At 73.0% G+C, this 23735-nt stretch carries 21 protein-coding genes; 16 read left to right on the top strand and 5 right to left on the bottom strand.

Annotated features, from left to right (window positions below; translation table 11 throughout):
* Positions 1-104 precede the first annotated feature (104 nt).
* The 3 genes from rlmN to LG324_RS14980 all read left to right on the top strand — a co-directional run bounded on the left by rlmN (position 105) and on the right by LG324_RS14980 (position 3147).
* Positions 105-1307, top strand: coding sequence for a 23S rRNA (adenine(2503)-C(2))-methyltransferase RlmN (gene rlmN / locus LG324_RS14990; RefSeq protein ID WP_404349172.1), 1203 nt, complete (start codon positions 105-107; stop codon positions 1305-1307).
* Positions 1308-1339: 32 nt separating this feature from the next.
* Complete coding sequence (locus LG324_RS14985) at positions 1340-2521, top strand: hypothetical protein (RefSeq protein ID WP_404349170.1); 1182 nt, start codon at positions 1340-1342, stop codon at positions 2519-2521.
* 71 nt (positions 2522-2592) lie between these two features.
* Positions 2593-3147 (top strand): DUF805 domain-containing protein, encoded by a 555-nt coding sequence (locus LG324_RS14980; protein ID WP_404349168.1) that lies wholly within the window; start codon positions 2593-2595, stop codon positions 3145-3147.
* On the opposite strand, the gene LG324_RS14975 is transcribed toward LG324_RS14980, so the two are convergent.
* The 4 genes from LG324_RS14975 to LG324_RS14960 form a co-directional block, all read right to left on the bottom strand.
* Positions 3144-4250, bottom strand: a complete 1107-nt coding sequence (locus tag LG324_RS14975) for an LOG family protein (RefSeq protein ID WP_404349166.1) — start codon at positions 4248-4250, stop codon at positions 3144-3146. The genes LG324_RS14980 and LG324_RS14975 overlap by 4 nt on opposite strands.
* 29 nt (positions 4251-4279) lie before the next feature.
* Positions 4280-5593: an NAD(P)/FAD-dependent oxidoreductase gene (locus tag LG324_RS14970; RefSeq protein WP_404349164.1), complete on the bottom strand. Its 1314-nt coding sequence runs from the start codon at positions 5591-5593 to the stop codon at positions 4280-4282.
* A 65-nt stretch (positions 5594-5658) separates the two neighbouring features.
* Entirely contained in the window at positions 5659-7098 is a 1440-nt protein-coding gene (locus LG324_RS14965) for an aspartate aminotransferase family protein (protein ID WP_404349161.1), read from the bottom strand.
* Positions 7095-7586: an Lrp/AsnC family transcriptional regulator gene (locus LG324_RS14960; RefSeq protein WP_030527999.1), complete on the bottom strand. Its 492-nt coding sequence runs from the start codon at positions 7584-7586 to the stop codon at positions 7095-7097. Before LG324_RS14960 ends, LG324_RS14965 begins: the two co-directional genes overlap by 4 nt.
* A gap of 201 nt (positions 7587-7787) precedes the next feature.
* On the opposite strand from LG324_RS14960, the gene LG324_RS14955 reads away from it, so the two are divergent.
* From LG324_RS14955 to LG324_RS14910, 10 genes are all read left to right on the top strand, one after another.
* Positions 7788-9233, top strand: coding sequence for a gamma-aminobutyraldehyde dehydrogenase (locus LG324_RS14955; RefSeq protein ID WP_404349159.1), 1446 nt, complete (start codon positions 7788-7790; stop codon positions 9231-9233).
* 12 nt (positions 9234-9245) lie between these two features.
* Complete coding sequence (locus tag LG324_RS14950; protein WP_404349157.1) at positions 9246-10487, top strand: PotD/PotF family extracellular solute-binding protein; 1242 nt, start codon at positions 9246-9248, stop codon at positions 10485-10487.
* Positions 10487-11626, top strand: a complete 1140-nt coding sequence (locus LG324_RS14945) for an ABC transporter ATP-binding protein (protein WP_404349155.1) — start codon at positions 10487-10489, stop codon at positions 11624-11626. Before LG324_RS14950 ends, LG324_RS14945 begins: the two co-directional genes overlap by 1 nt.
* The gene (locus tag LG324_RS14940; protein ID WP_404349153.1) at positions 11623-12537 is read left to right on the top strand and encodes an ABC transporter permease; all 915 of its coding nucleotides are present in this window, start codon (positions 11623-11625) and stop codon (positions 12535-12537) included. Before LG324_RS14945 ends, LG324_RS14940 begins: the two co-directional genes overlap by 4 nt.
* Positions 12534-13343 carry an ABC transporter permease gene (locus tag LG324_RS14935; protein ID WP_404349150.1) on the top strand — a complete coding sequence of 270 codons (810 nt, stop codon included), beginning with the start codon at positions 12534-12536 and terminating at the stop codon, positions 13341-13343. Before LG324_RS14940 ends, LG324_RS14935 begins: the two co-directional genes overlap by 4 nt.
* A 43-nt stretch (positions 13344-13386) precedes the next feature.
* Complete coding sequence (locus tag LG324_RS14930) at positions 13387-14652, top strand: saccharopine dehydrogenase family protein (RefSeq protein ID WP_404349148.1); 1266 nt, start codon at positions 13387-13389, stop codon at positions 14650-14652.
* A gap of 87 nt (positions 14653-14739) precedes the next feature.
* Positions 14740-16200 (top strand): NAD-dependent succinate-semialdehyde dehydrogenase, encoded by a 1461-nt coding sequence (locus LG324_RS14925; RefSeq protein ID WP_404349145.1) that lies wholly within the window; start codon positions 14740-14742, stop codon positions 16198-16200.
* An 89-nt stretch (positions 16201-16289) separates the two neighbouring features.
* Entirely contained in the window at positions 16290-17336 is a 1047-nt protein-coding gene (locus tag LG324_RS14920; RefSeq protein ID WP_051750408.1) for a DnaB-like helicase C-terminal domain-containing protein, read from the top strand.
* Positions 17337-17359: 23 nt separating this feature from the next.
* Positions 17360-18577, top strand: a complete 1218-nt coding sequence (gene dxr, locus LG324_RS14915) for a 1-deoxy-D-xylulose-5-phosphate reductoisomerase (RefSeq protein WP_404349143.1) — start codon at positions 17360-17362, stop codon at positions 18575-18577.
* The gene (locus LG324_RS14910) at positions 18574-19935 is read left to right on the top strand and encodes a M50 family metallopeptidase (RefSeq protein ID WP_404349141.1); all 1362 of its coding nucleotides are present in this window, start codon (positions 18574-18576) and stop codon (positions 19933-19935) included. The genes dxr and LG324_RS14910 overlap by 4 nt, the downstream gene beginning before the upstream one ends.
* Before the next feature lie 444 nt (positions 19936-20379).
* On the opposite strand, the gene LG324_RS14905 is transcribed toward LG324_RS14910, so the two are convergent.
* Entirely contained in the window at positions 20380-21333 is a 954-nt protein-coding gene (locus LG324_RS14905) for a hypothetical protein (RefSeq protein WP_404349139.1), read from the bottom strand.
* 34 nt (positions 21334-21367) lie between these two features.
* On the opposite strand from LG324_RS14905, the gene ispG reads away from it, so the two are divergent.
* From ispG to LG324_RS14890, 3 genes are read left to right on the top strand one after another with little or no spacing between them, the layout of a single operon-like run.
* Positions 21368-22528 (top strand): flavodoxin-dependent (E)-4-hydroxy-3-methylbut-2-enyl-diphosphate synthase, encoded by a 1161-nt coding sequence (ispG, locus tag LG324_RS14900; RefSeq protein ID WP_404349137.1) that lies wholly within the window; start codon positions 21368-21370, stop codon positions 22526-22528.
* Between the two features lie 4 nt (positions 22529-22532).
* Positions 22533-22877, top strand: coding sequence for a hypothetical protein (locus LG324_RS14895; protein ID WP_404349136.1), 345 nt, complete (start codon positions 22533-22535; stop codon positions 22875-22877).
* 9 nt (positions 22878-22886) lie between these two features.
* On the top strand, positions 22887-23732 hold the full coding sequence (locus LG324_RS14890; RefSeq protein WP_030528013.1) for a DUF4081 domain-containing GNAT family N-acetyltransferase: 846 nt from the start codon (positions 22887-22889) through the stop codon (positions 23730-23732).
* Positions 23733-23735 lie beyond the last annotated feature (3 nt).

Raw genomic sequence — 23735 nt, 5'->3', positions numbered from 1 at the left:
TCCCGGTGTGGGCGAACCGAAGAATCCTGAGGTGGGGAGCGGCGCGCAGCGCCTCCGGTCGCGGTTCGCCCGGGCCGCGCCCGGCCTGCGAGAATCGGGGGACCATGTCCGAGACCCCCGCCCCGCGCCCCGCCCCCGGCCAGCTGACCCTCGTCGCGCCCCGCCGGGGCAAGCCGCCGCGTCACCTCGCCGACCTCACGGTCGAGGAGCGCCGCGAGGCCGCCACGGCCCTCGGCCACCCGGCCTTCCGCGCCAACCAGCTCTCGACGCACTACTTCGAGCGGCTCGTCGACTCCCCGGACGAGATGACCGACCTGCCCAAGGCCGTCCGCGACGACCTCGTCCGCGACCTCCTGCCGCCGCTGCTCCAGCCGGTCCGCCACATCACGGCCGACCAGGGCGCCACCGTCAAGCAGGTCTGGAAGCTCTTCGACGGCGCGCTCGTCGAGTCGGTCCTCATGCGCTACCCGAACCGGGTGACGGTCTGCATCTCCAGCCAGGCCGGCTGCGGGATGAACTGCCCGTTCTGCGCGACCGGGCAGGAGGGCCTGACCCGCAACATGTCGACGGCCGAGATCGTCGAGCAGGTCGTCGCCGCGGCCCGGATGCTGCGCCACGGCGGGCTGCCCGAGGTGGGCGCGGGCACCGAGGGGGCCGGTCTCGGCGACGAGGCCGAGGGCTCGGACGAGGCGCCCGCCGGCGGCCCGGTCCGCGTCAGCAACATCGTCTTCATGGGGATGGGCGAGGCGCTGGCCAACTACAAGGCGGCGATCGGCGCCATCCGGCGCCTCACCGAGCCGGCGCCCTCGGGCCTGGGCATCTCGGCCCGGGGCATCACGATGTCGACGGTCGGCCTCGTGCCGGGCATCGACCGGCTCGCGGCCGAGGGCATCCCGGTGACGCTCGCGCTGTCGCTGCACGCTCCGGACGACGAGCTGCGCGACGAGCTCGTGCCGATCAACACGCGCTTCAAGGTCGACGAGGCCATCGACGCCGCGCACCGCTACTACGAGGTCACCGGGCGCCGCGTCAGCATCGAGTACGCGCTGATCCGCGACATCAACGACCAGGCGTGGCGGGCCGACCTCCTCGGCGAGAAGCTCGCCGCCCGCGGCCGGGGCTGGGTGCACGTCAACCCGATCCCGCTCAACCCGACGCCCGGCTCGAAGTGGACGGCGTCGCGGCGCGGGGTCGAGCAGCAGTTCGTCGAGCGGCTGCGGGCGCACGGCATCCCGACGACGGTCCGTGACACCCGCGGCTCCGAGATCGACGGCGCCTGCGGGCAGCTGGCCGCCTCCACCGCCTGACCGACGGGGGGCGCCGGCACTACGCTCCGGTCATGCGACGACGCCTGCTCTCCCTGGCCGCCGTGCTGGCCGTGGGGCTGGCGGGCTGCTCGTCCGCGCCGCTGCCCGACAACCTGCGGGCGAAGGGCTCGCACGAGGCGGCCCACGCCGCCGCGACGACCGCGCCCTCCGCCACGGTGTCGCGGCCGCCGGACGTGCCGCTGCGCGCCGGGGAGCGCTTCGTCGAGGTCCGGCTGCCCGGCGCCTACACCCCGACGGCGCCGACCCCCACCGCCACCGACGACTACCGCTGCTTCCTCCTGGACCCCCACCTGGGCACGGACCAGCTCGTGAGCGGTGTCGACATCCGCCCCGACAACGCGGCGCTGGTGCACCACGTCATCGTGTCGCGGGTCGAGCCGGAGGGCATCGCGCAGGCCGAGCAGCTCGACTCCGCCGACCCGGGGGACGGCTGGACCTGCTTCGGCGGCAGCGGGATCCAGGGCATCGGGGTCAACCTCGACGACGCCGACTGGGTCGGCGCCTGGGCGCCCGGAGGTGGCGAGCGGGTGATGGCCGACGACATCGGCATCCCGCTGCGGGCGGGTGGCCGGCTCGTCGTCCAGATGCACTACAACCTCCTGGCCGGCTCCGGCACCGACCGCAGCACGGTCCGGCTACGTGTCTCGGAGGCGGCGGGCAGCCGGAAGAAGGCCCTCGACACGATGCTCCTGCCGGCCCCGGTCGAGCTGCCGTGCCGCGAGAACCGCACGGCCGGTCTGTGCGCGCGCGTCGTCTCGGTGGCCGACGTCTCGCGCCGCTTCGAGGAGCGCCCGGCGACCGCCGACCTGCTGCACCTGCTCTGCGGCCCGGTCGTGCCCGGCCCGGTCCAGAGCTGCACCCGCACGGTCCGGGAGAAGGGCACGATCCGGGCCGTCGCCGGGCACATGCACCTGCTCGGCCGGTCCATCACCGTCGACGTCGACAAGGGCACCGAGCGCGCGCGACGCGTGCTCGACATCGCGAGCTGGGACTTCGACGACCAGGGGAGCATCCCGCTGGAGAAGCCGGTCCGCGTCGCGCCGGGGGACCGCATCACCGTCACCTGCCGCCACGACCAGGCGCTGCGCGACCTGCTGCCGGCCTTCGCCGGGCAGAAGGAGCGCTACGTCGTGTGGGGCGAGGGCACGACCGACGAGATGTGCCTCGGCATCGTCCTGCTCACGCGCCCGTAGGGAGCACCCGCCACCCGGATGGCGGGTCGGTGTCGTGGTGCCGGCGCGCCCTCGCGGGTGAGACTGGGCGCGTGAGTCTTCGTGAGGTGCGGCGCCGCCGCGGATGGAGCCAGGAGCAGCTGGCCGAGGCCAGCGGCGTGAGCGTGCGCACGGTCCAGCGCATCGAGGGTGGTCGCCCGGCAGGGCTCGCGACCTCCGCCGCGCTCGCGGAGGTGCTCGGCGTCGACCCCGCCGAGCTCGACGAGGGACCGGCCGACGGACCCGTCCGTGCGGCGGTCGGGGGTCCGGCGCCCGAGGTCACGTTCGCGCAGGCGCTGCGGCGGGGCCTCGACGGGTGGTCGGACTTCGAGGGGAGAGCGAGCCGGACGGAGTTCTGGTTCGCGTTCGTCGGAGTGCTGGTCCTCGTCGCCGCGCCGGCCGCGCTCGACGAGCGGCTGGGCGCCGCGGTGCTCGTCCTCGGGCTCGTCCCGCTGGCAGCGGTCGGCACGCGGCGGCTGCGGGACGCGGGGCAGAGTCCGTGGTGGCTCCTCCTGGCGTTCGCGCCGATGGGGTTCGTCGTCCCGCTCTGGCTCATGGCGCTGCCGGGACGCGACGAGCCGTCACGCCCGGAGGTGGCGCGGCCCTAGGCCGAGGTGAGCAGGGCGACCGCGTCGGCGAGGTCGTCGACGAGGTGCACGTGCTGAGCCATCGGCCGCCCGCCGGCCAGCGCCGTGAGGGCGGGCCAGACCGGCACCGTCTCGCTCCAGTGCCGGGCCCCGACGAGGACGAGCCGGGGGAGCGGGCGGCCGTCGGTCGGCTCGCTCTCGTAGTAGAGGCGGGTGGCGGCCTGGAAGACCTCCTGCACCGTGCCGGCCGCCCCCTCGAGGACGACGACGCCGGCGCGGGAGCGGGCGAGCAGCCCGTCCTCGCGGATGGCGTTGCTGAAGTACTTCGCGATCCCGTCGCAGAACACGTTCGGCGGCTCGTGCCCGTAGAACCACGTGGGGATGCCGACGCTGCGCACGGCGCGCGCGCTCCGGCCCGCGACGAGCGGCTCGCGCACCTCGAGGGCCAGGCGCGCCCACGCGTCGACGTCGGGCCGGAAGGAGGGCACGGCCCGCAGCCGCTCGACCGCCGCGGCGAGGTCGTCGGGGTGCTCGGCGAGCGCGCCGAGGTTGGCGGCCTCCATCGCCCCGGGCCCTCCGCCGGTGGCGACGACGAGGCCCGAGCGGGCGAGGGCGTGCCCGAGGGCGGCGGCGCGGGCGTAGGCCTCCTCGTCGCGGCGCAGGGCGTGGCCGCCCATGACACCGACGACGGGGAGGTCGTCGAGCAGGTCGGTGAGCGCGTCGCTCATCGAGTCGTCGTGGACGGCCCGCAGGAGGGTGACGAAGACGTCGTGGCCGAGGGTCGCGTCGCGCGACCAGGCGTACGCGAGCGCGTCGGGGGTCGTGGCGTAGCCCGAGGCGGCCAGGCCGGCGTAGAGCTCCTCGGGGGAGTAGAGGGTCGCGCGATAGGGGTCGACCGGGGCGTGCGGGTCGGTCGGGAAGACGAGGGCGCCGTGCCGGCGCAGGTGCTCGCCGAGGCGGTCCGGCAGCCGGCCGCCGAGGACGACGAGGCCCTCGAGGTCGGTGCGCGCGAGCAGCCGGTCGGCGCGCTCGGTGAGGTCGAGGTCCTGCAGCCGCATCCGGCGCAGCGGGGTGCCCGCGTCGAGGGCGGCGTCGAGGGCGTCGAGGGTCTCGATCTCGTGCACCGGGCGAACCTACCGCCCTCACACGGGGATCAGTGGCCGCCGGTCAGGCGGGACAGGAGCGGGGCGATGCGGCTCGCGCGGCCCGTCCGCGTCTCCTCGGCGTCCGCGAGCCGGGCGGCCTGCAGACCGGCGTTGACCCCGAGCCAGCGCAGCGGCTCCGGCTCCCACGACGGCGAGCGGTGGCCGACCCAGGGCAGCGCCGTGAGGGCGCTGGTGCGGCCGAGGACGAGGTCGGCGAGCGTCCGCCCGGCGAGGTTGGTGGCCGCGACCCCGTCGCCGACGTACCCACCGGCGCGGCCGGTGCGCGTCACCGGGTCCCAGAGGACCGTGGGGTTCCAGTCGCGGGGGATGCCGAGCGGCCCGCCCCACGCGTGCGTGAAGCGCACCCCGCGCAGCGCGGGCAGGAGGTCGGTCAGCGTCCGCCGCAGCGAGGCGAACACGGCCTCCTCGTGGTCGAACTCGGGCCGGATGCCGGAGCCGAGGTGGTACGGCGCGCCGCGGCCGCCGAAGGCGATGCGGTCGTCGACGGTGCGCTGCCCGTAGATGACGAGGTGCCCGTGGTCGGTGAACACCTCGCGCTGCGCGAGGCCGATGCGCTCCCACGTCGCGGCGGGCAGCGGCGCGGTCGCGACCATGAGCGAGTAGACCGGGACGAGCGCGCGCTCGTGCCCGGGCAGGCGCGGGGTCCATCCCTCCGTCGCGAGCACGACCGCCCGCGCGCTGAGCCGACGACCGTCGGCGAGGACGACCACACCGTCCCCGGCGCGCGCCACCCGCACTCCCTCGACGACCCGCGCCCCGAGGCGCCGGACCGCGGCGCCGAGACCGTCGACGAGGTCGCGCGGCTGCACCCGGGCGCAGTGCGGGTTGAAGGTGGCCCCGAGGACGCCGGGGGAGTCGAGGCGCTCGCGGGCCTCCTGCGGCCCGAGCCACGTCGTCCCGTCGCCCCACGCCGCGCCGTGGGCCGCAGCGGCCCGCGCCCGGGCCTCCTGCGCCGCGGTGCACGCGAGGGCGACCGTCCCGCCCTTGACGAAGCCGCCGCCGAGCTGCTCGTCCGCGTCGACCCGGCCGACCTCGTCGACGGTGTCGCGCAGCGCGGCGAGCAGCGAGAGCGTCGCCTCCCGGCCGTGCCGGGCGGCGACGGTGTCGGCGCCGACCGGCCAGAGGGCCGAGACCCAGCCGCCGTTGCGCCCGCTCGCCCCGAAGCCCACGTGCTCGGACTCGAGCACGAGCACCTCGAGCGAGGGGTCGGCCCGTAGCAGGTAGTAGGCCGTCCACAGCCCGGTGAAGCCGCCGCCCACGACGACGACGTCGGCGCGCAGCGGCAGCTCGGCGTCGGACACCGGTGCAGGAGAAGGGGACCGGCCGTCCCACCAGAGCGGCGCGGTGCCCGTCGAGCCGTCCACGCTCAGAGGTGGTTCTCGGCCTCGGTGAGCACCGAGCGCAGGCGGCGCTCGATCTCGTCGAACTCGCTCGGACCCATCGTCAGCGGGGGCGCGAGCTGGACGACGGGGTCGCCGCGGTCGTCGGCCCGGCAGTACAGGCCCGCGTCGAAGAGCGCCTTGGAGAGGAAGCCGCGCAGCAGCCGCTCGCTCTCGGCGTCGTCGAAGGTCTCGCGGGTCGCCTTGTCCTTGACGAGCTCGATCCCGTAGAAGTACCCGGCGCCGCGCACGTCACCGACGAGCGGCAGGTCGAGCAGCTGCTCGAGGGTGCGCTTGAAGACGGGGGCGTTCTCCTTGACGCGGTCGTTGAGGCCCTCGGCGTCGAAGATGTCGAGGTTGGCCATCGCCGCGGCGCACGAGACGGGGTGACCGCCCCAGGTGTAGCCGTGCGGGAAGTACGTCGTGCCCTTCCGGAACGGCTCGAAGAGGCGCTCGCTCGCGATCATCAGGCCGAGCGGGGCGTACCCGGAGGTGATGCCCTTCGCGGTCGTGATGATGTCCGGCACGTAGCCGAAGTCCTGGCAGGCGAACATCGACCCGATCCGGCCGAAGGCGCAGATCGTCTCGTCGGAGACGAGGAGGACGTCGTACTCGTCGCAGATCTCGCGGACCCGCTCGAAGTAGCCGGCCGGGGGCGGGAAGCACCCGCCGGAGTTCTGCACCGGCTCGAGGAAGACGGCCGCGACCGAGTCGGGCCCCTCGAACTCGATGGCCTCCGCGATCCGGTCGGCGGCCCAGCGGCCGAACGCCTTCTCGTCCTCGCGCAGGTGCTCCGGCGCCCGGTAGATGTTCGTGTTGGGCACCTTGTGGCCACCGGGCACAAGCGGCTCGAACGGCATCTTCGCGTCCGGGATGCCGGTGATCGACAGCGCGCCCTGCGGGGTGCCGTGGTAGGCCACCGACCGCGAGATGACCTTGTGCTTGGTCGGCTTGCCGGTCAGCTTGAAGTACTGCTTGGCGAGCTTCCACGCGGTCTCGACCGCCTCGCCGCCGCCGGTCGTGAAGAAGACGCGGTTGAGGTCGCCCGGCGCGTGGTGGGCCAGCCGCTCCGCGAGCTCGATGGCCCGCGGGTGCGCGTAGGACCACAGCGGGAAGAACGCCAGCTCCGCGGCCTGCTTGGCCATCGCCTCGGCGATCGCGGTGCGACCGTGGCCGGCGTTGACGACGAAGAGGCCGGCGAGGCCGTCGATGTACTCGTTGCCGCGGTCGTCCCAGACCCGCCAGCCCTCGCCGCGGGTGATGATCGGCACGGACTGGCCGAGGCCCCCGTGGCCCGGGTCCTCGAAGGTCGAGTGCCGCGTGAAGTGCATCCAGAGGTGGTCGCGGGCGGCCTCGGAGTACAGGGCGCCGGTCGCGGTGTGCCGGTCGGAGCTCGGCTCCCACACGTCGTTCGGGTGGATGGTCATCGGGTGCCCCAGTTGTAGTGCTGCTTGTTGAGCTTGAGGTAGACGAAGGTCTCGGTGCTCGCGACGCCCGGCAGCTGCCGGATGCGCTGTGTGAGCAGCTCGAGGAGGTGGTCGTCGTCCTCGCAGACCACCTCGGCGAGCACGTCGAAGGAGCCGGCCGTCGTCACGACGTAGTCGACCTCCGGCATGTCCGAGAGGGCCTGGCCGAGGTCGACGAGGTCCCCGCCGGCGCGGATGCCGATCATCGCCTGACGCCGGAAGCCGACCTGGAGGGGGTCGGTGACGGCGACGATCTGCATCACCTCGGCGTCGAGGAGGCGCTGGACGCGCTGGCGGACGGCGGCCTCCGAGAGGCCCACCGCCTTCGCGATGGCGGCGTAGGACTGCCGTCCGTCCTCCTGGAGGAGCTCGATGATGCGTTTGGCGACGTCGTCGAGGCGGATGTCGTGCGAGCGGTCGCGGGGCTGCCGTGCGGTCACGCGCCCCATCGTGGCTGCTGGGCGGGGGTCACGCAAGTACCGGGGAACGGATTCCGCAACTTCCGTGCCACATTCGTGCAACATTCCCCATGAATCGTGGACGGACCCTAGTGATTTCGCGGCGCGGCGTACTACTGTGCCCGCAGCCGCGTGCCCGGTCACCCCGACGCACCGCGTCCACCCCGCCACCGACCCCCGGGAGCACCAGACATGAGCAGCCCTCGCGACCTGCGCAACTTCGTCGACGGGTCCTACACGGACGCCTCCACCGGAGCCACGACTGACGTGGTCAACCCGGCGACCGGGCAGGTCGTCGCCAAGGCCCCCGTCAGCGGCGCCGAGGACGTCGACCGCGCCTACGCCGCCGCGTCGAAGGCGTTCGGGGAGTGGGGGAACACGACGCCGAGCGAGCGGCAGCAGGCGCTGCTGAAGATCGCCGACGCGCTCGAGTCGCGCGCCGAGGAGATCATCGCCCTCGAGTCCGAGAACACCGGCAAGATCAAGGCGCTCACCGCGAGCGAGGAGATCCCGCCGATGGTCGACCAGCTGCGGTTCTTCGCCGGGGCCGCCCGGGTCCTCGAGGGCAAGGCGGCCGGCGAGTACATGGCCGGGCACACCTCATGGATCCGTCGTGAGCCGATCGGGGTCGTCGGCCAGGTGACGCCCTGGAACTACCCGCTCCTCATGGCGGTCTGGAAGATCGCCCCGGCCCTGGCCGCCGGCAACACCGTCGTCCTCAAGCCGAGCGAAACCACCCCCGAGTCCACGCTGCTGCTCGCCGAGATCGCCTCGGAGTTCCTCCCGGCCGGCACGCTCAACGTCGTGACCGGCGACCGCGACACCGGCCGCCTCGTCGTCGAGCACCCGACCCCCTCGCTCGTCGCCATCACCGGCTCGGTCCGGGCCGGCGCCGAGGTCGCGGCGAGCGCCGCGCCGCAGGTCAAGCGCGTCCACCTCGAGCTCGGCGGCAAGGCACCGGTCGTCGTCTTCGACGACGCCGACATCGAGGCCGCGGTCGAGGGCATCGCCATCGCCGGCTACTTCAACGCGGGCCAGGACTGCACCGCGGCCACCCGCGTGCTCGCGGCGCCGCGCATCCACGACGACTTCGTCGCCGCGCTCGCCGAGTACGCGAAGAGCTCCGCGCCGGTCGGCCTGCCCGACGACGCCGACGCGCTCCTCGGCCCGGTCAACAACGCCCGCCAGCTCGCGCACGTCTCGGGGTTCGTCGAGCGGCTGCCCTCGCACGCGCAGGTCGCGGCCGGTGGCAACCGGGTCTCGGCGCTCGGCGACGGCTACTACCTCGAGCCGACCGTGCTGTCCGGGCTGCGCCAGGACGACGAGGCGATCCAGAACGAGATCTTCGGCCCGGTCATCACCGTCCAGCGCTTCACCGACGAGGCCGAGGCCGTGGCCTGGGCCAACGGGGTCGACTACGGCCTCGCGTCCTCGGTGTGGACCAAGGACTTCGGCCGCGCGATGCGGATGAGCAAGGCCCTCGACTTCGGCTGCGTGTGGATCAACACCCACATCCCGCTGGTCGCCGAGATGCCGCACGGGGGCTACAAGAAGTCCGGGTACGGCAAGGACCTGTCGATGTACGGGTTCGAGGACTACACCCGGGTCAAGCACGTCATGGCCAACATCGAGAGCTGAGGCAGGTCACCCATGGCACCTCTCCGCCGGCGGCCCCCCGCCGACCCCGCCGTCCGCGACCTCGTCCGGGCCGCCCGCTCCGCACAGCTCTCGCGCCGCTCGCTCCTCGGGACGGCCGCGCTGGGCGGCGCCGCGAGCCTGGCCGCGTGCGCACCCCCGACCCCGCCGTCCGGGGGAGCGGCGGCGGCCGTGCAACTGCCGGAGGACGTCTCGGCCACCGACAAGGTCGTGCGCTGGGCCAACTGGACCGCCTACCTCGACTACGACGAGGACACCAAGCAGTACCCGACCCTCGAGGCGTTCATCAAGGAGACGGGCATCAAGGCCACGTACTCCGAGGACATCGAGGACAACGACTCCTACTTCAACAAGATCGCGCCGCAGCTGCGGGCCAAGCAGGACATCGGCAAGGACATCTTCGTCTTCACCGACTGGATGGCCAACCGCGTCATCCGCGAGCAGCTGGCCCAGCCGCTCGAGATCATCCGGATGCCCAACGCGAGCAACCTCCTCGACAGCCTCAAGGACGTCAGCTTCGACCCCGGGCGCAACTACTCCCTCACCTGGCAGTCGGGCTTCGCCGGCATCGGCTACGACAAGACGAAGGTCTCCCAGGAGATCAAGAGCCTCGACGACCTGTGGACCCCCGAGCTCAAGGGCCGCATCGTCGTCCTGTCGGAGTTCCGCGACACCGTCGCGCTCGTCATGCAGAGCCAGGGCGTCGACATCACCGGCGGCTGGGGGCGCACCCAGTTCGAGAACGCGGTCGACCTCATCGAGCAGAAGATGTCCGAGGGGTACATCCGCCGGATCAAGGGCAACAGCTACCTCGAGGACCTCAAGTCCGGCAACGCGATCGCCGGCATCGTCTGGAGCGGCGACCTGTTCATCCTCCGGGCCGAGACCGAGAACGACAACTGGCAGTTCGTCATCCCCGAGTCCGGCGGCACCCTCTGGAGCGACAACATGATGGTGCCGATCACCTCGACGCACCGCCGCAACGCGATGACGCTCATGAACTACTACTACGAGCCCGCCGTCGCCGCCGAGGTCGCCGCGTGGGTCAACTACGTCTGCCCGGTCCAGGGGGCGCAGGAGGAGCTCGCCAAGTCCGACCCCGAGCTGGCCGAGAGCCCGTTCATCTTCCCGTCGGCGGAGTACATCAAGGACAACAACATCCAGGGCTTCCCGGCGCTCTCGCCCCAGGACGACCAGGCCTACAGCGCCATCTGGCAGAAGGTGCAGGGCAACTGATGGCACGCAACAGCGGCTTCCGCGAGGCGACGGGCGACCTGCGCCTCGAGTCCGTCACGAAGTCCTTCGGGGACTTCACGGCCGTCGACGACCTCGACCTCGTCGTCCCCCGCGGCTCGTTCTTCGCCCTCCTCGGCCCGTCGGGCTGCGGCAAGACGACCACCCTGCGGATGGTCGCCGGGCTCGAGCAGCCGACGGCCGGCAAGGTGCTCATCGGCGACACCGAGATCACCGGCAGCCGGCCCTACGAGCGCCCCGTCAACACGGTGTTCCAGAGCTACGCGCTCTTCCCGCACCTGACCATCCGCGACAACGTCGCCTTCGGGCCCAAGCGCCGGGGCGACAAGAACGCGCTCGCGCTCGCCGACGAGACCCTCGCGCTCGTCCAGGTCGACCACCTCGCGGCCCGCAAGCCGGCCCAGCTCTCCGGTGGCCAGCAGCAGCGCGTCGCGCTCGCGCGGGCCCTGGTCAACCGGCCCGAGGTGCTCCTCCTCGACGAGCCGCTCGGCGCCCTCGACCTCAAGCTGCGCCGCCAGCTCCAGGTCGAGCTCAAGCGGATCCAGACCGAGGTCGGGCTCACCTTCATCCACGTCACCCACGACCAGGAGGAGGCCATGACGATGGCCGACACCGTCGCGGTGATGAACCACGGCCGGATCGAGCAGATGGGCCACCCGGCCGACCTGTACGACCTGCCGCGGACCTCGTTCGTCGCGAACTTCGTCGGCCGCTCCAACCTCGGCACCGGCCGGGTCGTCGACCGCGACGGCGACAGCCTCGTCGCCGAGGTGCAGGGCACGAAGGTCAAGGTGCCGCTGGCCCGGGCCAACGCGACCGACGGCACCGTGATGTTCGGCGTGCGCCCCGAGAAGGTCCGCGTGCTGCGCCGCCCCCCGGAGGGCACCGGCGACGACGTCAAGGGCACCGTCCTCGACGTCTCGTTCACCGGGGTCGCCACCGAGTACCTCGTCCGCCTCCCGAGCGGGACGGTGTGGAGCTGCTACGAGCAGAACCTCGACGTCGACCCCATCGACCTGCGGCCCGGCGACGACGTGTGGATCGCCTGGAACCATGCCCACGCCTTCACCGTGCCGGCCGACGAGGCCGAGGCCAGGGCCGCCGCGGAGGCGACGGCGTGAGCGCCCTCGCCCACGCCGGCTCGGCGGGGGGCGCCCCGGCGGGCGACACCCCGCCGCAGGAGCGCGAGGGCCGCAGCTGGCTGCCCTACCTCCTGCTCGTCCCGGGGGCGCTCTGGCTGCTCGTCTTCTTCGTCGTCCCGCTCGTGCAGCTGTTCTCGGTCAGCCTGCAGTCGCAGTTCCCCGGGTACCCGGGCTACTACTACCGCGACGTCAACTTCTCGAACTACCTCTCGGCCCTCACCGACTTCGCGCCGCAGTTCGGGCGCTCGCTGCTCTTCGCGGGGCTCGCGACCTTCTTCGCCTTCTGCCTGGCCTACCCGCTGGCCTACGCGATGGCCTTCAAGGCCGGGCGCTGGCGCAACATCATGCTCATCGCGGTCATCGCGCCGTTCTTCACCTCGTTCATCCTGCGCACCGTCGCGTGGCGCCAGATCCTCGCCGACGAGGGTCCGGTCGCGAGCACGCTCAACGCGCTGCACCTGCTGCCCGGCGGCCACATCACCGAGACGTGGGCGGCGGTCGTCGCGGGCCTGACCTACAACTTCCTGCCGTTCATGGTGCTGCCGATCTACGCCAGCCTCGAGCGGGCCGACCACCGCGTCATCGAGGCCGGGGGAGACCTGTACGCCAACGGGTTCACCACCTTCCGGACGGTGACCCTGCCGATGTCGATGCCGGGCGTCCTCGCCGGCACGCTGCTGACGTTCATCCCGGCGGCCGGTGACTACGTCAACGCCGACCTGCTCGGCGCCGACAACACGAAGATGGTCGGCAACGTCATCGAGAGCCAGTTCTTCAAGGTGCTCGGCGGGTTCCCCGTCGCCGCCGCGCTGTCCTTCACGCTCATGGCGCTCATCCTCGCCATGGTGTTCGTCTACGTCCGCCGCTTCGGGACGGAGGAGCTGGTGTGATCCGCTGGTTGACCAACCGCTTCGCGATCATCGTCGCGGTCCTCGTCCTGCTCTACCTGTTCCTGCCCGTCGCCTACACGTTCGTCTTCTCGTTCAACAACTACCGGAAGTCGAACATCGTCTGGAACCCCGAGGGGAGCCCGACCCTCAAGCACTGGAAGGACCCCTGCGGTGCGCCCGGGGTCTGCGACGCGCTCGTCACCTCGCTGCAGATCGGCGTCATCGCGACCGTCATCGCGACGGTGCTCGGCACGCTGCTCGCCTTCGCGCTCGTGCGCCACCAGTTCCGCGGCCGGGCGGCGAGCAACGTCCTCGTCTTCGTCCCGATGGCCACGCCCGAGATCGTCCTCGGCGCGAGCCTGCTGACGATCTTCGTCCAGGGCTTCTCGCGCGTCGGCCTCGGCCTCGGCTTCTGGACGATCACCATCGCGCACATCATGTTCTGCATCAGCTTCGTCGTCGTCACGGTCAAGGCCCGTCTCCAGAGCCTCGACCCGCGCATGGAGGAGGCCGCGCAGGACCTCTACGCCGGGCCGGGCGCGACGTTCTGGCGGGTCACCTTCCCGCTCGTCCTCCCCGGCATCGTCGGGGCCGCGCTGCTGTCGTTCTCGCTGTCCTTCGACGACTTCATCATCACGAACTTCGTCTCCGGCAACGAGACGACGTTCCCCAAGTTCGTCTACGTCTCCTACCTGCGCGGGATCCCCGCCCAGGCCAACGTCATCGGCTTCTCGATGTTCGTGCTCGCCCTGGCCCTGGTCATCATCGGCCAGGTCGTCGGCAACACCCGTCGCAGCGGCAAGTGACTCCCCCCGCCGGGGACCCTCCCCGGCCGACAGGAAGGTTCCCGTGCGCGTCCTCATGATCGGTGCGGGCGGCGTCGGCGACGCCGCCGCGCGCATCGCCGCAGAGCGTGACTTCTTCGAGGCGTGGGTCGTGGCAGACCACGACGTCTCCCGGGCGGAGCGGACGGTGGCCGCGGCCTCCGGGCGCCGCGAGGGGGAGAGCCGCTTCCGCGCCGCGCAGGTCGACGCCTCGGACGCCGCGGCCGTCGAGGCGCTCGTCCGCGAGGTCGGCGCGACGCACGTGCTCAACGCCGTGGACCCGCGCTTCGTCGTCCCGATCTTCGAGGGAACGCGCGCCGGCGGCGCCGATTACCTCGACATGGCGATGAGCCTCTCGCGCCGGCACCCGGAGGAGCCCTACGCCAAGGTCGGCGTCAAGCTCGGCGACGAGCAGTTCGCGCAGGCGGGGGAGTGGGAGGCCGACGGCCGCCTCGCGCTCGTCGGCATCGGCGTCGAGCCGGGCCTGTCCGACGTCTTCGCGCGCTACGCCGCCGACCACCTCTTCTCGGAGATCGACGAGCTCGGCACCCGCGACGGCGCCAACCTCGTCATCCGCGACGAGGACGGCAACGAGGTCTTCGCCCCCGGCTTCTCGATGTGGACGATCATCGAAGAGTGCCTCAACCCGCCGGTCGTCTGGGAGAAGGACCGGGCCGGTGAGCCCGACGGCGGCTGGTCCACCCTCCCGCCGTTCAGCGAGCCCGAGGTCTTCGAGTTCCCCGAGGGCATCGGCCCGGTCGAGTGCGTCCACGTCGAGCACGAGGAGGTGCTCCTCATGCCCCGCTGGGTCGACGCGAAGAAGGTCACCTTCAAGTACGGGCTCGGCGAGGAGATGATCACCATCCTGCGCACGCTGCACACCCTCGGCCTGGACCGCACCGAGCCGGTCACCGTCAAGGGCGTCGAGGTGAGCCCCCGCGACCTCGTCGCGGCGGTGCTCCCGGACCCGCTGACCATCGGCCCGCGGATGGAGGGCAAGACGTGTGCCGGCCTGTGGGTCACCGGGACCGGCAAGGACGGGCAGCCGCGGCGCACCTACCTCTACCACGTGTCCGACAACGCCGACACGATGCGCGAGTACGACGCCCAGTGCGTCGTCTGGCAGACCGCGGTCAACCCCGTCGTCGCGCTCGAGCTGCTCTCGAACGGTGCCTGGTCCGGTGCCGGCGTGCTCGGCCCGGAGGCCTTCGACGCCGTGCCGTTCCTCGACCTGCTCGCCGCCCCGAAGCCCGCCGGCTACGGCTCGCCGTGGGGCCTCGAGGACCGCTGACCCCGGCCGGCCCCCGGCCGCCCCGCCCGTCCTAGGCTCGACCCGTCCGGCGCACGCCCGCGCCGTCCCGCACCACCGGAGGAGATCATGGCGACCACGCAGAAGGCCCTCGTCGAGTCGGTCCCGACCCGCCTGCTCATCGGCGGCCGGTGGCGCGAGGCCACCGGGGGCGCCCGCTTCGAGGTCCACGACCCCTCGAGCGGCGCGACCCTCACGACGTGCGCCGACGCGAGCCCCGAGGACGGCATGGCGGCGCTCGCCGCTGCCGCCGAGGCCCAGCCCGCGTGGGCCGCGACGGCTCCCCGCGAGCGGGGCGAGATCCTGCGGCGCGCGTTCGACCTCGTCACCGCCCGGGCCGACGAGTTCGCGATGCTCATGACCCTCGAGATGGGCAAGACCCTCGCCGAGGCCAGGGGCGAGGTCGCGTACGGCTCGGAGTTCTTCCGCTGGTTCTCCGAGGAGGCCGTGCGCATCCACGGGCGGTACTCGGTGGCCCCCAACGGCGCGACCCGCCTGCTGACGATGGCGCAGCCGGTCGGGCCGACGCTGATGATCACCCCCTGGAACTTCCCGCTCGCGATGGGCACCCGCAAGATCGGGCCGGCGGTCGCCGCCGGCTGCACGATGGTCGTCAAGCCGGCGGCCGAGACCCCGCTGACGATGCTCCTGCTCGCCGAGGTCATGCGCGAGGCCGGGCTGCCCGACGGCGTCCTCAACGTCGTGACGACGACCCGCTCCGGCGAGGTCTGCGAGCCCGTCATCCGCGACCCGCGCCTGCGCAAGCTGACCTTCACCGGATCGACCGCCGTCGGCAAGAAGCTCGTCGAGCAGTCGGCCGAGCAGCTGCTGCGCGTCTCGATGGAGCTCGGCGGCAACGCGCCGTTCGTCGTCTTCGAGGACGCGGACCTCGACGCCGCCGTCGAGGGCGCGATGCTCGCGAAGATGCGCAACATCGGGGAGGCCTGCACCGCGGCGAACCGCTTCTTCGTCCACGAGGACGTCGCCGACGAGTTCTCCCGCCGGCTCGCCGAGCGGATGGCCGGCCTCACCGTCGGCAAGGGCACGAAGAAGGGCGTCGACGTCGGCCCGCTCATCACCGAGAAGGCGCGCCGCGGGGTCCACGAGCTCGTCGAGGACGCCGTCGACAAGGGCGCGACCGTCCTCACGGGCGGGGCGCCGGTCGAGGGCCGCGGGTACTTCTACGCGCCGACCGTCCTCACCGACGTCCCGGCCGACGCGCGCTGCCTCACCGAGGAGATCTTCGGGCCGGTCGCGCCGATCTGCACCTTCGCGACCGAGGCCGAGGCCGTGCAGCGCGCCAACGCGACCGAGTACGGGCTCGTCGGCTACGTCTTCACCCGCGACAACGCCCGCGTCCTGCGGGTCGCCGAGGCGCTCGAGTTCGGGATGGTCGGCGTCAACACCGGCATCGTCTCCAACCCGGCGGCGCCCTTCGGCGGGGTCAAGCAGTCCGGGTTCGGCCGCGAGGGCGGCTTCGAGGGCATCGACGAGTACCTCGAGGTCAAGTACGTGGGTCTCGCGACCTGAGGCCTCCGGGCGCGGGCGGCCTCGTCCGAAGGGACAGGATCGTCCGCGTCCGGCTGCGCCCCACGGGTCCCGGGTGCTCCACTGGCCCCATGAGCCGGGCCCGTCACTCCGACCGTCCGGACCGCCAGCGGTCCGTGCGCTCCTTCCTCGACGACACCGACGAGGCACTGCGCCTCGGCGCCCGACCCGGGGCCACCGTGTGGCCGACCGGTTTCGACCTGCTCGACACGACCTTCACCGGTGGCCTGCGCTCCGGTGAGCTCGTGCTCGTCGCCGGCACCGAGGGCGCCGGCAAGACGACCTTCGCGATGCAGATGATGCGCAACGCCGTCGTCACCGGCCGGCACGCCGTCGTCTTCTCCTTCGAGCTGACCGCCGCCTCGCTCATCCAGCGACTCCTCGGCCTGGAGGCCGCGGCGGCGGCCGACCTCGTCGACGACCCGATCTTCCCGCCGGCCGACGTGCGCGCCTTCCGGGCCGTCCTCGAGGCCGAGGACCCCGACCGCCGCGGCCTCGGCTCGGCGATGCGCGGACTGTCCTTCGGGCAGGAGGCGCTCATGGCGGTCGAGCGCTGGTCGGACCGGCTGCACATCGTCGAGGGCAACCGGATGACGACGATCGGCCAGATCGCCGCCACCGTCGCCGCGGTCGCCGACGAGACCGGCGAGCCCCCGCTCGTGCTCGTCGACTACCTCCAGAAGATCCCCGTCGACGGCATCGAGGGCACCGCCGACGAGACCACCCGCGTCACCTTCGTCGTCGAGACGCTCAAGGAGATCGCGATGGAGCTCGAGTGCCCCGTCGTCGCGATCACCGCCGCCGACCGCGAGGGCCTCGGGGCCGGGCACCGGATGCGCACCCGCGACCTGCGCGGCAGCAGCGCGCTCGCGTACGAGGCCGACATCGTGCTCATCCTCCAGACCAAGGAGAACATCGTCGCCCGCGAGCACCTGACCTACGACCTCGGGGCGATCAAGACCTACCGCCGCTGGGTCGTCATCTCGGTGGAGAAGAACCGTTTCGGCGGCGGGCAGATCGAGCTCGAGGTCGAGAAGGACTTCGAGCACGGGCGGTACCGGCCGCAGGTCCGTGTCGTCGGCGAGCGCCTCATCGAGGAGCGCGTCTTCACGTCGTGAGCGATGAGGCAGGATGGCGAGCCGTGAGCTCTCGCACCGTCGCCGTCCTCGGCTCCACCGGCTCGATCGGCACCCAGGCCCTCGAGGTCGTCGCCGCCCACCCGGACCGCTTCACCGTCGTCGCCCTCTCGGCCGGGCGCAACCTGCGGCTGCTCGCCGAGCAGGCCGCCACGACCCGGGCGCCCCTCGTGGCCGCCGCCGTCGGTGACGCCGACGAGGTGCGCGCCGCGGTGGCCGCCGCCGCGGGCGACCCGTCCTACCGGCCCGAGGTCGTCGTCGGCGACGACGCCGCGACGCTCGCGGCCGGCTGCGGGGCCGACGTCGTGCTCAACGGCATCACGGGCTCGATCGGCCTGCGGCCCACCCTCGCGGCCCTCGCCGCGGGCTCGACCCTGGCGTTGGCGAACAAGGAGTCGCTCATCGTCGGCGGCCCGCTCGTCAAGAAGGCGGCCCGCCCCGACCAGATCGTCCCCGTCGACTCCGAGCACAGCGCCATCGCGCAGTCGCTGCGCGGCGGCCGGGCGAGCGAGGTGCGCCGGCTCGTCGTCACGGCCAGCGGCGGCCCGTTCCGTGGCCGCACGCGCGCCGAGCTCGCCGGGGTCACGCCGGACCAGGCCCTCGCGCACCCGAACTTCTCGATGGGCCGGGTCATCACGACGAACTCGGCGACCCTCGTCAACAAGGGCCTCGAGGTCATCGAGGCCCACCTGCTCTTCGACGTCCCGTTCGACCGGATCGACGTCGTCGTCCACCCCCAGCAGCAGATCCACTCGATGGTCGAGTTCCACGACGGCTCGACGATCGCCCAGCTCGGGCCGCCGCGGATGCTCGTCCCGATCGGGCTCGGCCTCTCGTGGCCCGAGCGGCTGACCGACGTCGACGTGCCGTGCGACTGGACCGCCGCGCAGACGTGGGAGTTCCACCCCCTCGACGACGACGCCTTCCCGGCGGTCCGGCTGGCCCGGCGGGTGGGGGAGGCCGGCGGCACGCACCCGGCGGTCTACAACGCGGCGAACGAGGTCGCGGTCGACGCCTTCCACGACGGCGCCATCGGGTTCACCGACATCGTCGACACCGTGGCGCGGGTGGTCGAGGCGCACGAGGCGTCCGCGGGGCACAATGGGATCGATGTCGACGCCTCGAGCGTTGACTCGGTGCTCGCCGCCGACCGGTGGGCCCGCGAGCGGGCCCGCGAGATCGTGGGGGCGGCACCCGTCGAGACCCCCGGAGGAGACCGGTGACGATCCTGGCCTACGTGGTCGGCGTGCTCGCCATGGCGTTTGGCGTCGCCGCGTCCATCGCGCTGCACGAGGTCGGCCACCTCGTCCCCGCCAAGAAGTTCGGCGTCAAGGTCACGCAGTACATGGTCGGCTTCGGCCCGACCGTCTGGTCGCGACGCCGCGGCGAGACCGAGTACGGCCTCAAGGCCGTCCCGCTCGGTGGCTACATCCGGATGATCGGGATGTTCCCGCCGCGCCCCGGCGACGCCCCCGGCATGCTGCGCGCCTCGAGCACCGGCCGGTTCAGCCAGCTCGTCGACGAGGCCCGCGCGGCGAGCCTCGAGGAGGTCAAGCCGGGGGACGAGGACCGCGTGTTCTACCGGCTCTCGGTCCCCAAGAAGGTCGTCGTCATGATGGGCGGCCCGCTGATGAACCTCCTCATCGGCGTCGTCCTGCTCACCCTCTTCGTCACCGCCCACGGGCTGCCGACGGCGCAGCCCGGGGCCCAGGTGGCCTCCGTCGCGCAGTGCGTCGTGCCGGCCGCGCAGGCGTCGCAGGCCACGTCGTGCGCCGGCAAGCCGCAGACCCCCGCCCTCGCGGCGGGCATCCTCCCCGGGGACCGCTTCGTGTCGATCGGCGGGCAGCCCGTCCGTGAGCTGACCGACGTGGGCCGGCTCGTCCGGCCCGCCGCCGGGCGCGCCGTCGACGTCGTCGTCGAGCGCGACGGCCGGCAGCTCTCGCTGAGCGTCACCCCGATCCGCACCCAGGTCGCCGTCCTCGACGACCAGGGCCGCCCGGTCACGAACGCCGACGGCACCGTGCAGACCACGGAGGCCGGCTTCCTCGGCGTCACGAGCAGCTCCCCGACGGCGTGGGTCCCGCAGCCGGCGACGGCGGTGCCGGGCATCCTCACCGACGCGGTGGTGCGCACCGCGGCCGCCCTCGTCGACATCCCCTCGCGGATGGTCGGTGTCTGGAACGCGGCGTTCTCCGGTGCCGAGCGCGAGGTCGACGGCCCGATGTCGGTCGTCGGCGTCGGCCGGGTCGCGGGGGAGGCCTCGACCGGTCGGCTCTCCTCGCTGACCGGCGGGTCGGTCACCGACCGGCTGTGGTTCCTCGTCAGCCTGCTCGCGGGCCTCAACCTCATGCTCTTCGTCTTCAACCTCGTGCCGCTGCTGCCGCTCGACGGAGGGCACGTCGCCGGCGCGCTCTGGGAGGGCACGAAGCGCCGGTGGGCCCGGCTGCGCGGGCGCCCGGACCCCGGCTACGTCGACGTCGCCAAGGCCCTGCCGGTCGCCTACTCCGTGGCGATCGTGCTCATCGGGATGTCGGCGCTGCTCATCTACGCCGACCTCGTCAACCCCGTCCGCCTCGGCTGACGCCGGGTCGCGGCCGCGAGGTCACCCCGATCCCGTCCTGCCGCCTCGACCTCGCCTTACCGCACTGCCCTAGCGCCTCGGCACGGCGAGGTGTCTCCGGTACCGCGCGGTCACCCCGACCCCGTCCGGCCGACCCAGCTCCGCCCTGCCGCCCCGGGCGCCGGGAGTAACCCCGACCTCGTCCTGCCGTCCCAGCTCCGCCCTGCCGCCCCGACCTCGCCTGGCCGTCCTGACCTCGCCTCGCAGCACTGTCACGGCACCCCGGCACGGCGAGGTGTCCCCGGCACCGCGAGGTCACCCCGACGTCGTCCTTCCGCCCCGACCTCGCCCTGCCGCCCCGACCTCGCCTCGCAGCACTGCCACGGCACCCCGGCACGGCGAGGTGTCCCCGGCACCGCGAGGTCACCCCGACCCCGTCCTGCCGCCTCGGCCTCGCCTCGTCGGTCAGCCGCCGACGAGCTCGTCGCGCCGGCGCAGCAGCGCCGCCCGCTCCTGCGCGAGCAGGCCGGCGCGTCGCTCGAGGTCCGCGAGGACGTCGCGCACGGCCAGCGCCGCCGCGTCGACGTCGGCGGCGGAGTCCTTGATGCGCGCGCGGACCGACAGGTCGGTGAAGAGGTTGTCGAACCAGATGTCGACGGTCCGCATCGTCGGCCCGACGCCGAGGTCGGCGCGCAGGGTGTCGACCGCGCCGACGTCGCCGAGCTCGCGGGCGAAGTCGGCGAGGGCCGACTGCGCCGATGCCACGTGGCGGCCGGCGTCGTCGAGGCGGTCGTGCTTGACCATCGACGAGACGAGCCCACCCCCGAGCCAGGTGTCGTAGGTCGACCAGCTCTCGGCCGAGCCGAGGCGCCCGCGCGCGGCGGCCAGCTCGTGGGCGGCGCGGCGGCCCGCGGCGGTGGCCTCGTCGAGCTCGGTGCCGAGGGACTCGACCCGGGCGAGGTCGTCGAGGACGGTCTCGAGCTCGGGGGAGGCGCCGGCCGCCCGGACCGCCTGGGCGTGGGCGTGCCGGGCCCGCTCGACCCGGCCCGCGGTGTCGCCGAGGCGCTCCAGCTGCTCGACGGTCGCTGCACGGCGGGCCTCGAGGTCGGCGACCCGCGCCGAGGCCGCCTGCAGCGCGTAGCGAGCAGCGGTCTCCTCCGCCCGCTCGCGGTCGAGCTCACCGGTGCGGGTGCCGCGCACGGCGGCGACGAGCGAGGACCACCCGACGCCCTCGAGCCGGCGCACGTCGTCGGCCTCGAGCCGGTGGCGCCGCTCGACGAGGTCCCGCTCGCGACGAGCGGCCTCGAGCTCGGTGTCGAGACCGCCGACCAGCCGGCGCAGGTGCCCGGCCTCCTGTGCGTCGGCGACGGCCGCGTCGAGGGTTGCGCGGGTGGACGAGGTCGCGGGGAGGTCACTCATGGTCCTCCGAGGTTCGGACCGTAGGCTTGGTTCCATGTCCGTCTCCCTCGGTATGCCTGCCGCGCCGCCGCCCGTCATCGCCCCCCGCCGCCCGTCCCGCAAGATCCGGGTCGGCAAGGTCGAGGTCGGCGGGGACGCGCCGGTGTCGGTGCAGTCGATGACGACGACGCCGACGACCGACATCAACGCCACGCTCCAGCAGATCGCCGAGCTGACCGCCGCCGGCTGCGACATCGTCCGTGTCGCGTGCCCGAGCCAGGACGACGCCGAGGCCCTGCCGGCGATCGCGCAGAAGTCGCAGATCCCGGTCATCGCCGACATCCACTTCCAGCCGAAGTACGTCTACGCGGCCATCGACGCCGGCTGCGCCGCGGTGCGGGTCAACCCCGGCAACATCCGGCAGTTCGACGACCAGGTCGGCGAGATCGCCCGCCGCGCCAAGGAGGCCGGTGTCTCCATCCGCATCGGGGTCAACGCGGGCTCGCTCGACAAGCGCATCCTCGAGAAGTACGGCAAGCCGACCGCCGAGGCGCTCGTCGAGTCGGCCGTCTGGGAGGCGAGCCTCTTCGAAGAGCACGACTTCCACGACTTCAAGATCTCGGTCAAGCACAACGACCCCGTCGTCATGGTCAAGGCCTACCAGCTGCTCGCCGAGCGCGGCGACTGGCCGCTGCACCTCGGCGTCACCGAGGCCGGCCCCGCGTTCCAGGGCACGATCAAGTCCGCGACCGCGTTCGGGGCGCTGCTGTCGCAGGGCATCGGCGACACCATCCGCGTCTCCCTCTCGGCCCCGCCGGTCGAGGAGGTCAAGGTCGGCATCCAGATCCTCCAGTCGCTCAACCTGCGTCCGCGCAAGCTCGAGATCGTCTCCTGCCCGTCGTGCGGTCGGGCCCAGGTCGACGTCTACAAGCTCGCCGACGAGGTGACCGCCGGTCTCGAGGGGATGACCGTGCCGCTGCGCGTCGCGGTCATGGGCTGCGTCGTCAACGGCCCCGGCGAGGCCCGCGAGGCCGACCTCGGTGTCGCCTCCGGCAACGGCAAGGGCCAGATCTTCGTCAAGGGCGAGGTCATCAAGACCGTCCCCGAGAGCCAGATCGTCGAGACCCTCATCGAGGAGGCCATGCGCATCGCCGAGGAGATGGGCGAGCCGGTCGACGAGGAGTCCGCGGGCGCCCCGAGCGTCACCGTCTCCTGACCGGGTGACCTCACCCGCGCTCGACGCGTTCGTCCCTCCTGCTCCGACCGGGCAGCGGGCCGAGGTGCTCCGCGAGCTGGCGGACCGCCTGCTCACACTGCGTCCGGGGGAGCGGACCGTCGTCGCGCTCGACGGCGTCGACGGGGCCGGCAAGACGGTGCTCGCGCGTGAGCTGGCCGCGCTGCTCGACGGGAGGCGCGAGGTCCACCGGGCCGCGTCGGAGGCCAACGTCCGGTACGTCGGGGGCCAGCGGACGTACCTCACCGAGGTGGCGCCGCGGTCCCGCGCCACGTGGGTCCTGGACAACACCGACCTGGAGCATCCTGTGCTCGGGGCCGCGCGGCCCTAGGCTGTGCACGTGCTGCGCACACGATCCCCGGTCCGGCCGCTGTCGCTCGCCGACCGCGACGCCGCTCTCGAGGTGTGCGCCCGCGACCTGCCGCGCGGTGTGTTCGTCGCCGCGCGCCTCCTCGAGGGGGCGCGCACGGGGTCCATCGGCTCGGTGCTCGGCCTGCGCGAGGAGGGCGAGCTGCGCTCGCTCTGCTGGGCCAGCGCCAACGTCGTCCCCGTCGGCACGACCGCCGCCGACCAGCCGGCGTTCGCCGAGCGGCTGCGCCGCTGGCGGGGCCGGGCCGCCTCGGTCTTCGGGCCACGGGAGGAGGTCGAGGGGCTCTGGAGCCACCTCGAGCCCCACTGGGGGACACCGCGGGCGGTGCGGGCGCACCAGCCGCTGCTCGCCGCCCACCAGCCGCCGTCGGCCCTCGGTGTCGCCCTCGACGAGCGGGTCCGCCCCGCTCGTCCCTCGGAGGTCGACCTCGTCCTGCCCGCGGCCGAGCACATGTTCACCGCCGAGATCGGCTACCGCCCCTACAGCGGCTCGAGCAGGGGCTACCGCGCCTCCATCTCCTCGCTCGTGGCTCGGGGGCACACCTACGTCGTCGTCGAGGACGGCGAGGTCGTGTTCAAGACCGACATCGGCAGCATCGCCCTCGGCTGCGCCCAGCTCCAGGGGGTCTGGGTCGCGCCGCGGCTGCGCGGGCAGGGTCTCGCGGTGCCGATGCTCGCCTCGGTGCTTGAGCAGGTCATGGCCGGCCAGGCGCCGCTGGTCTCGCTCTACGTCAACGACTTCAACACCGCCGCCCGGGCCACGTACGACCGACTCGGCTTCCACGAAGTCGGCGAGTTCTCCACGGTCCTGCTGTGAGCC

The sequence above is a fragment of the Phycicoccus jejuensis genome, from assembly GCF_044797865.1.
Classification (GTDB): Bacteria; Actinomycetota; Actinomycetes; order Actinomycetales; family Dermatophilaceae; genus Phycicoccus; species Phycicoccus jejuensis.
This window is presented reverse-complemented; position numbering and strand designations above follow the sequence as displayed.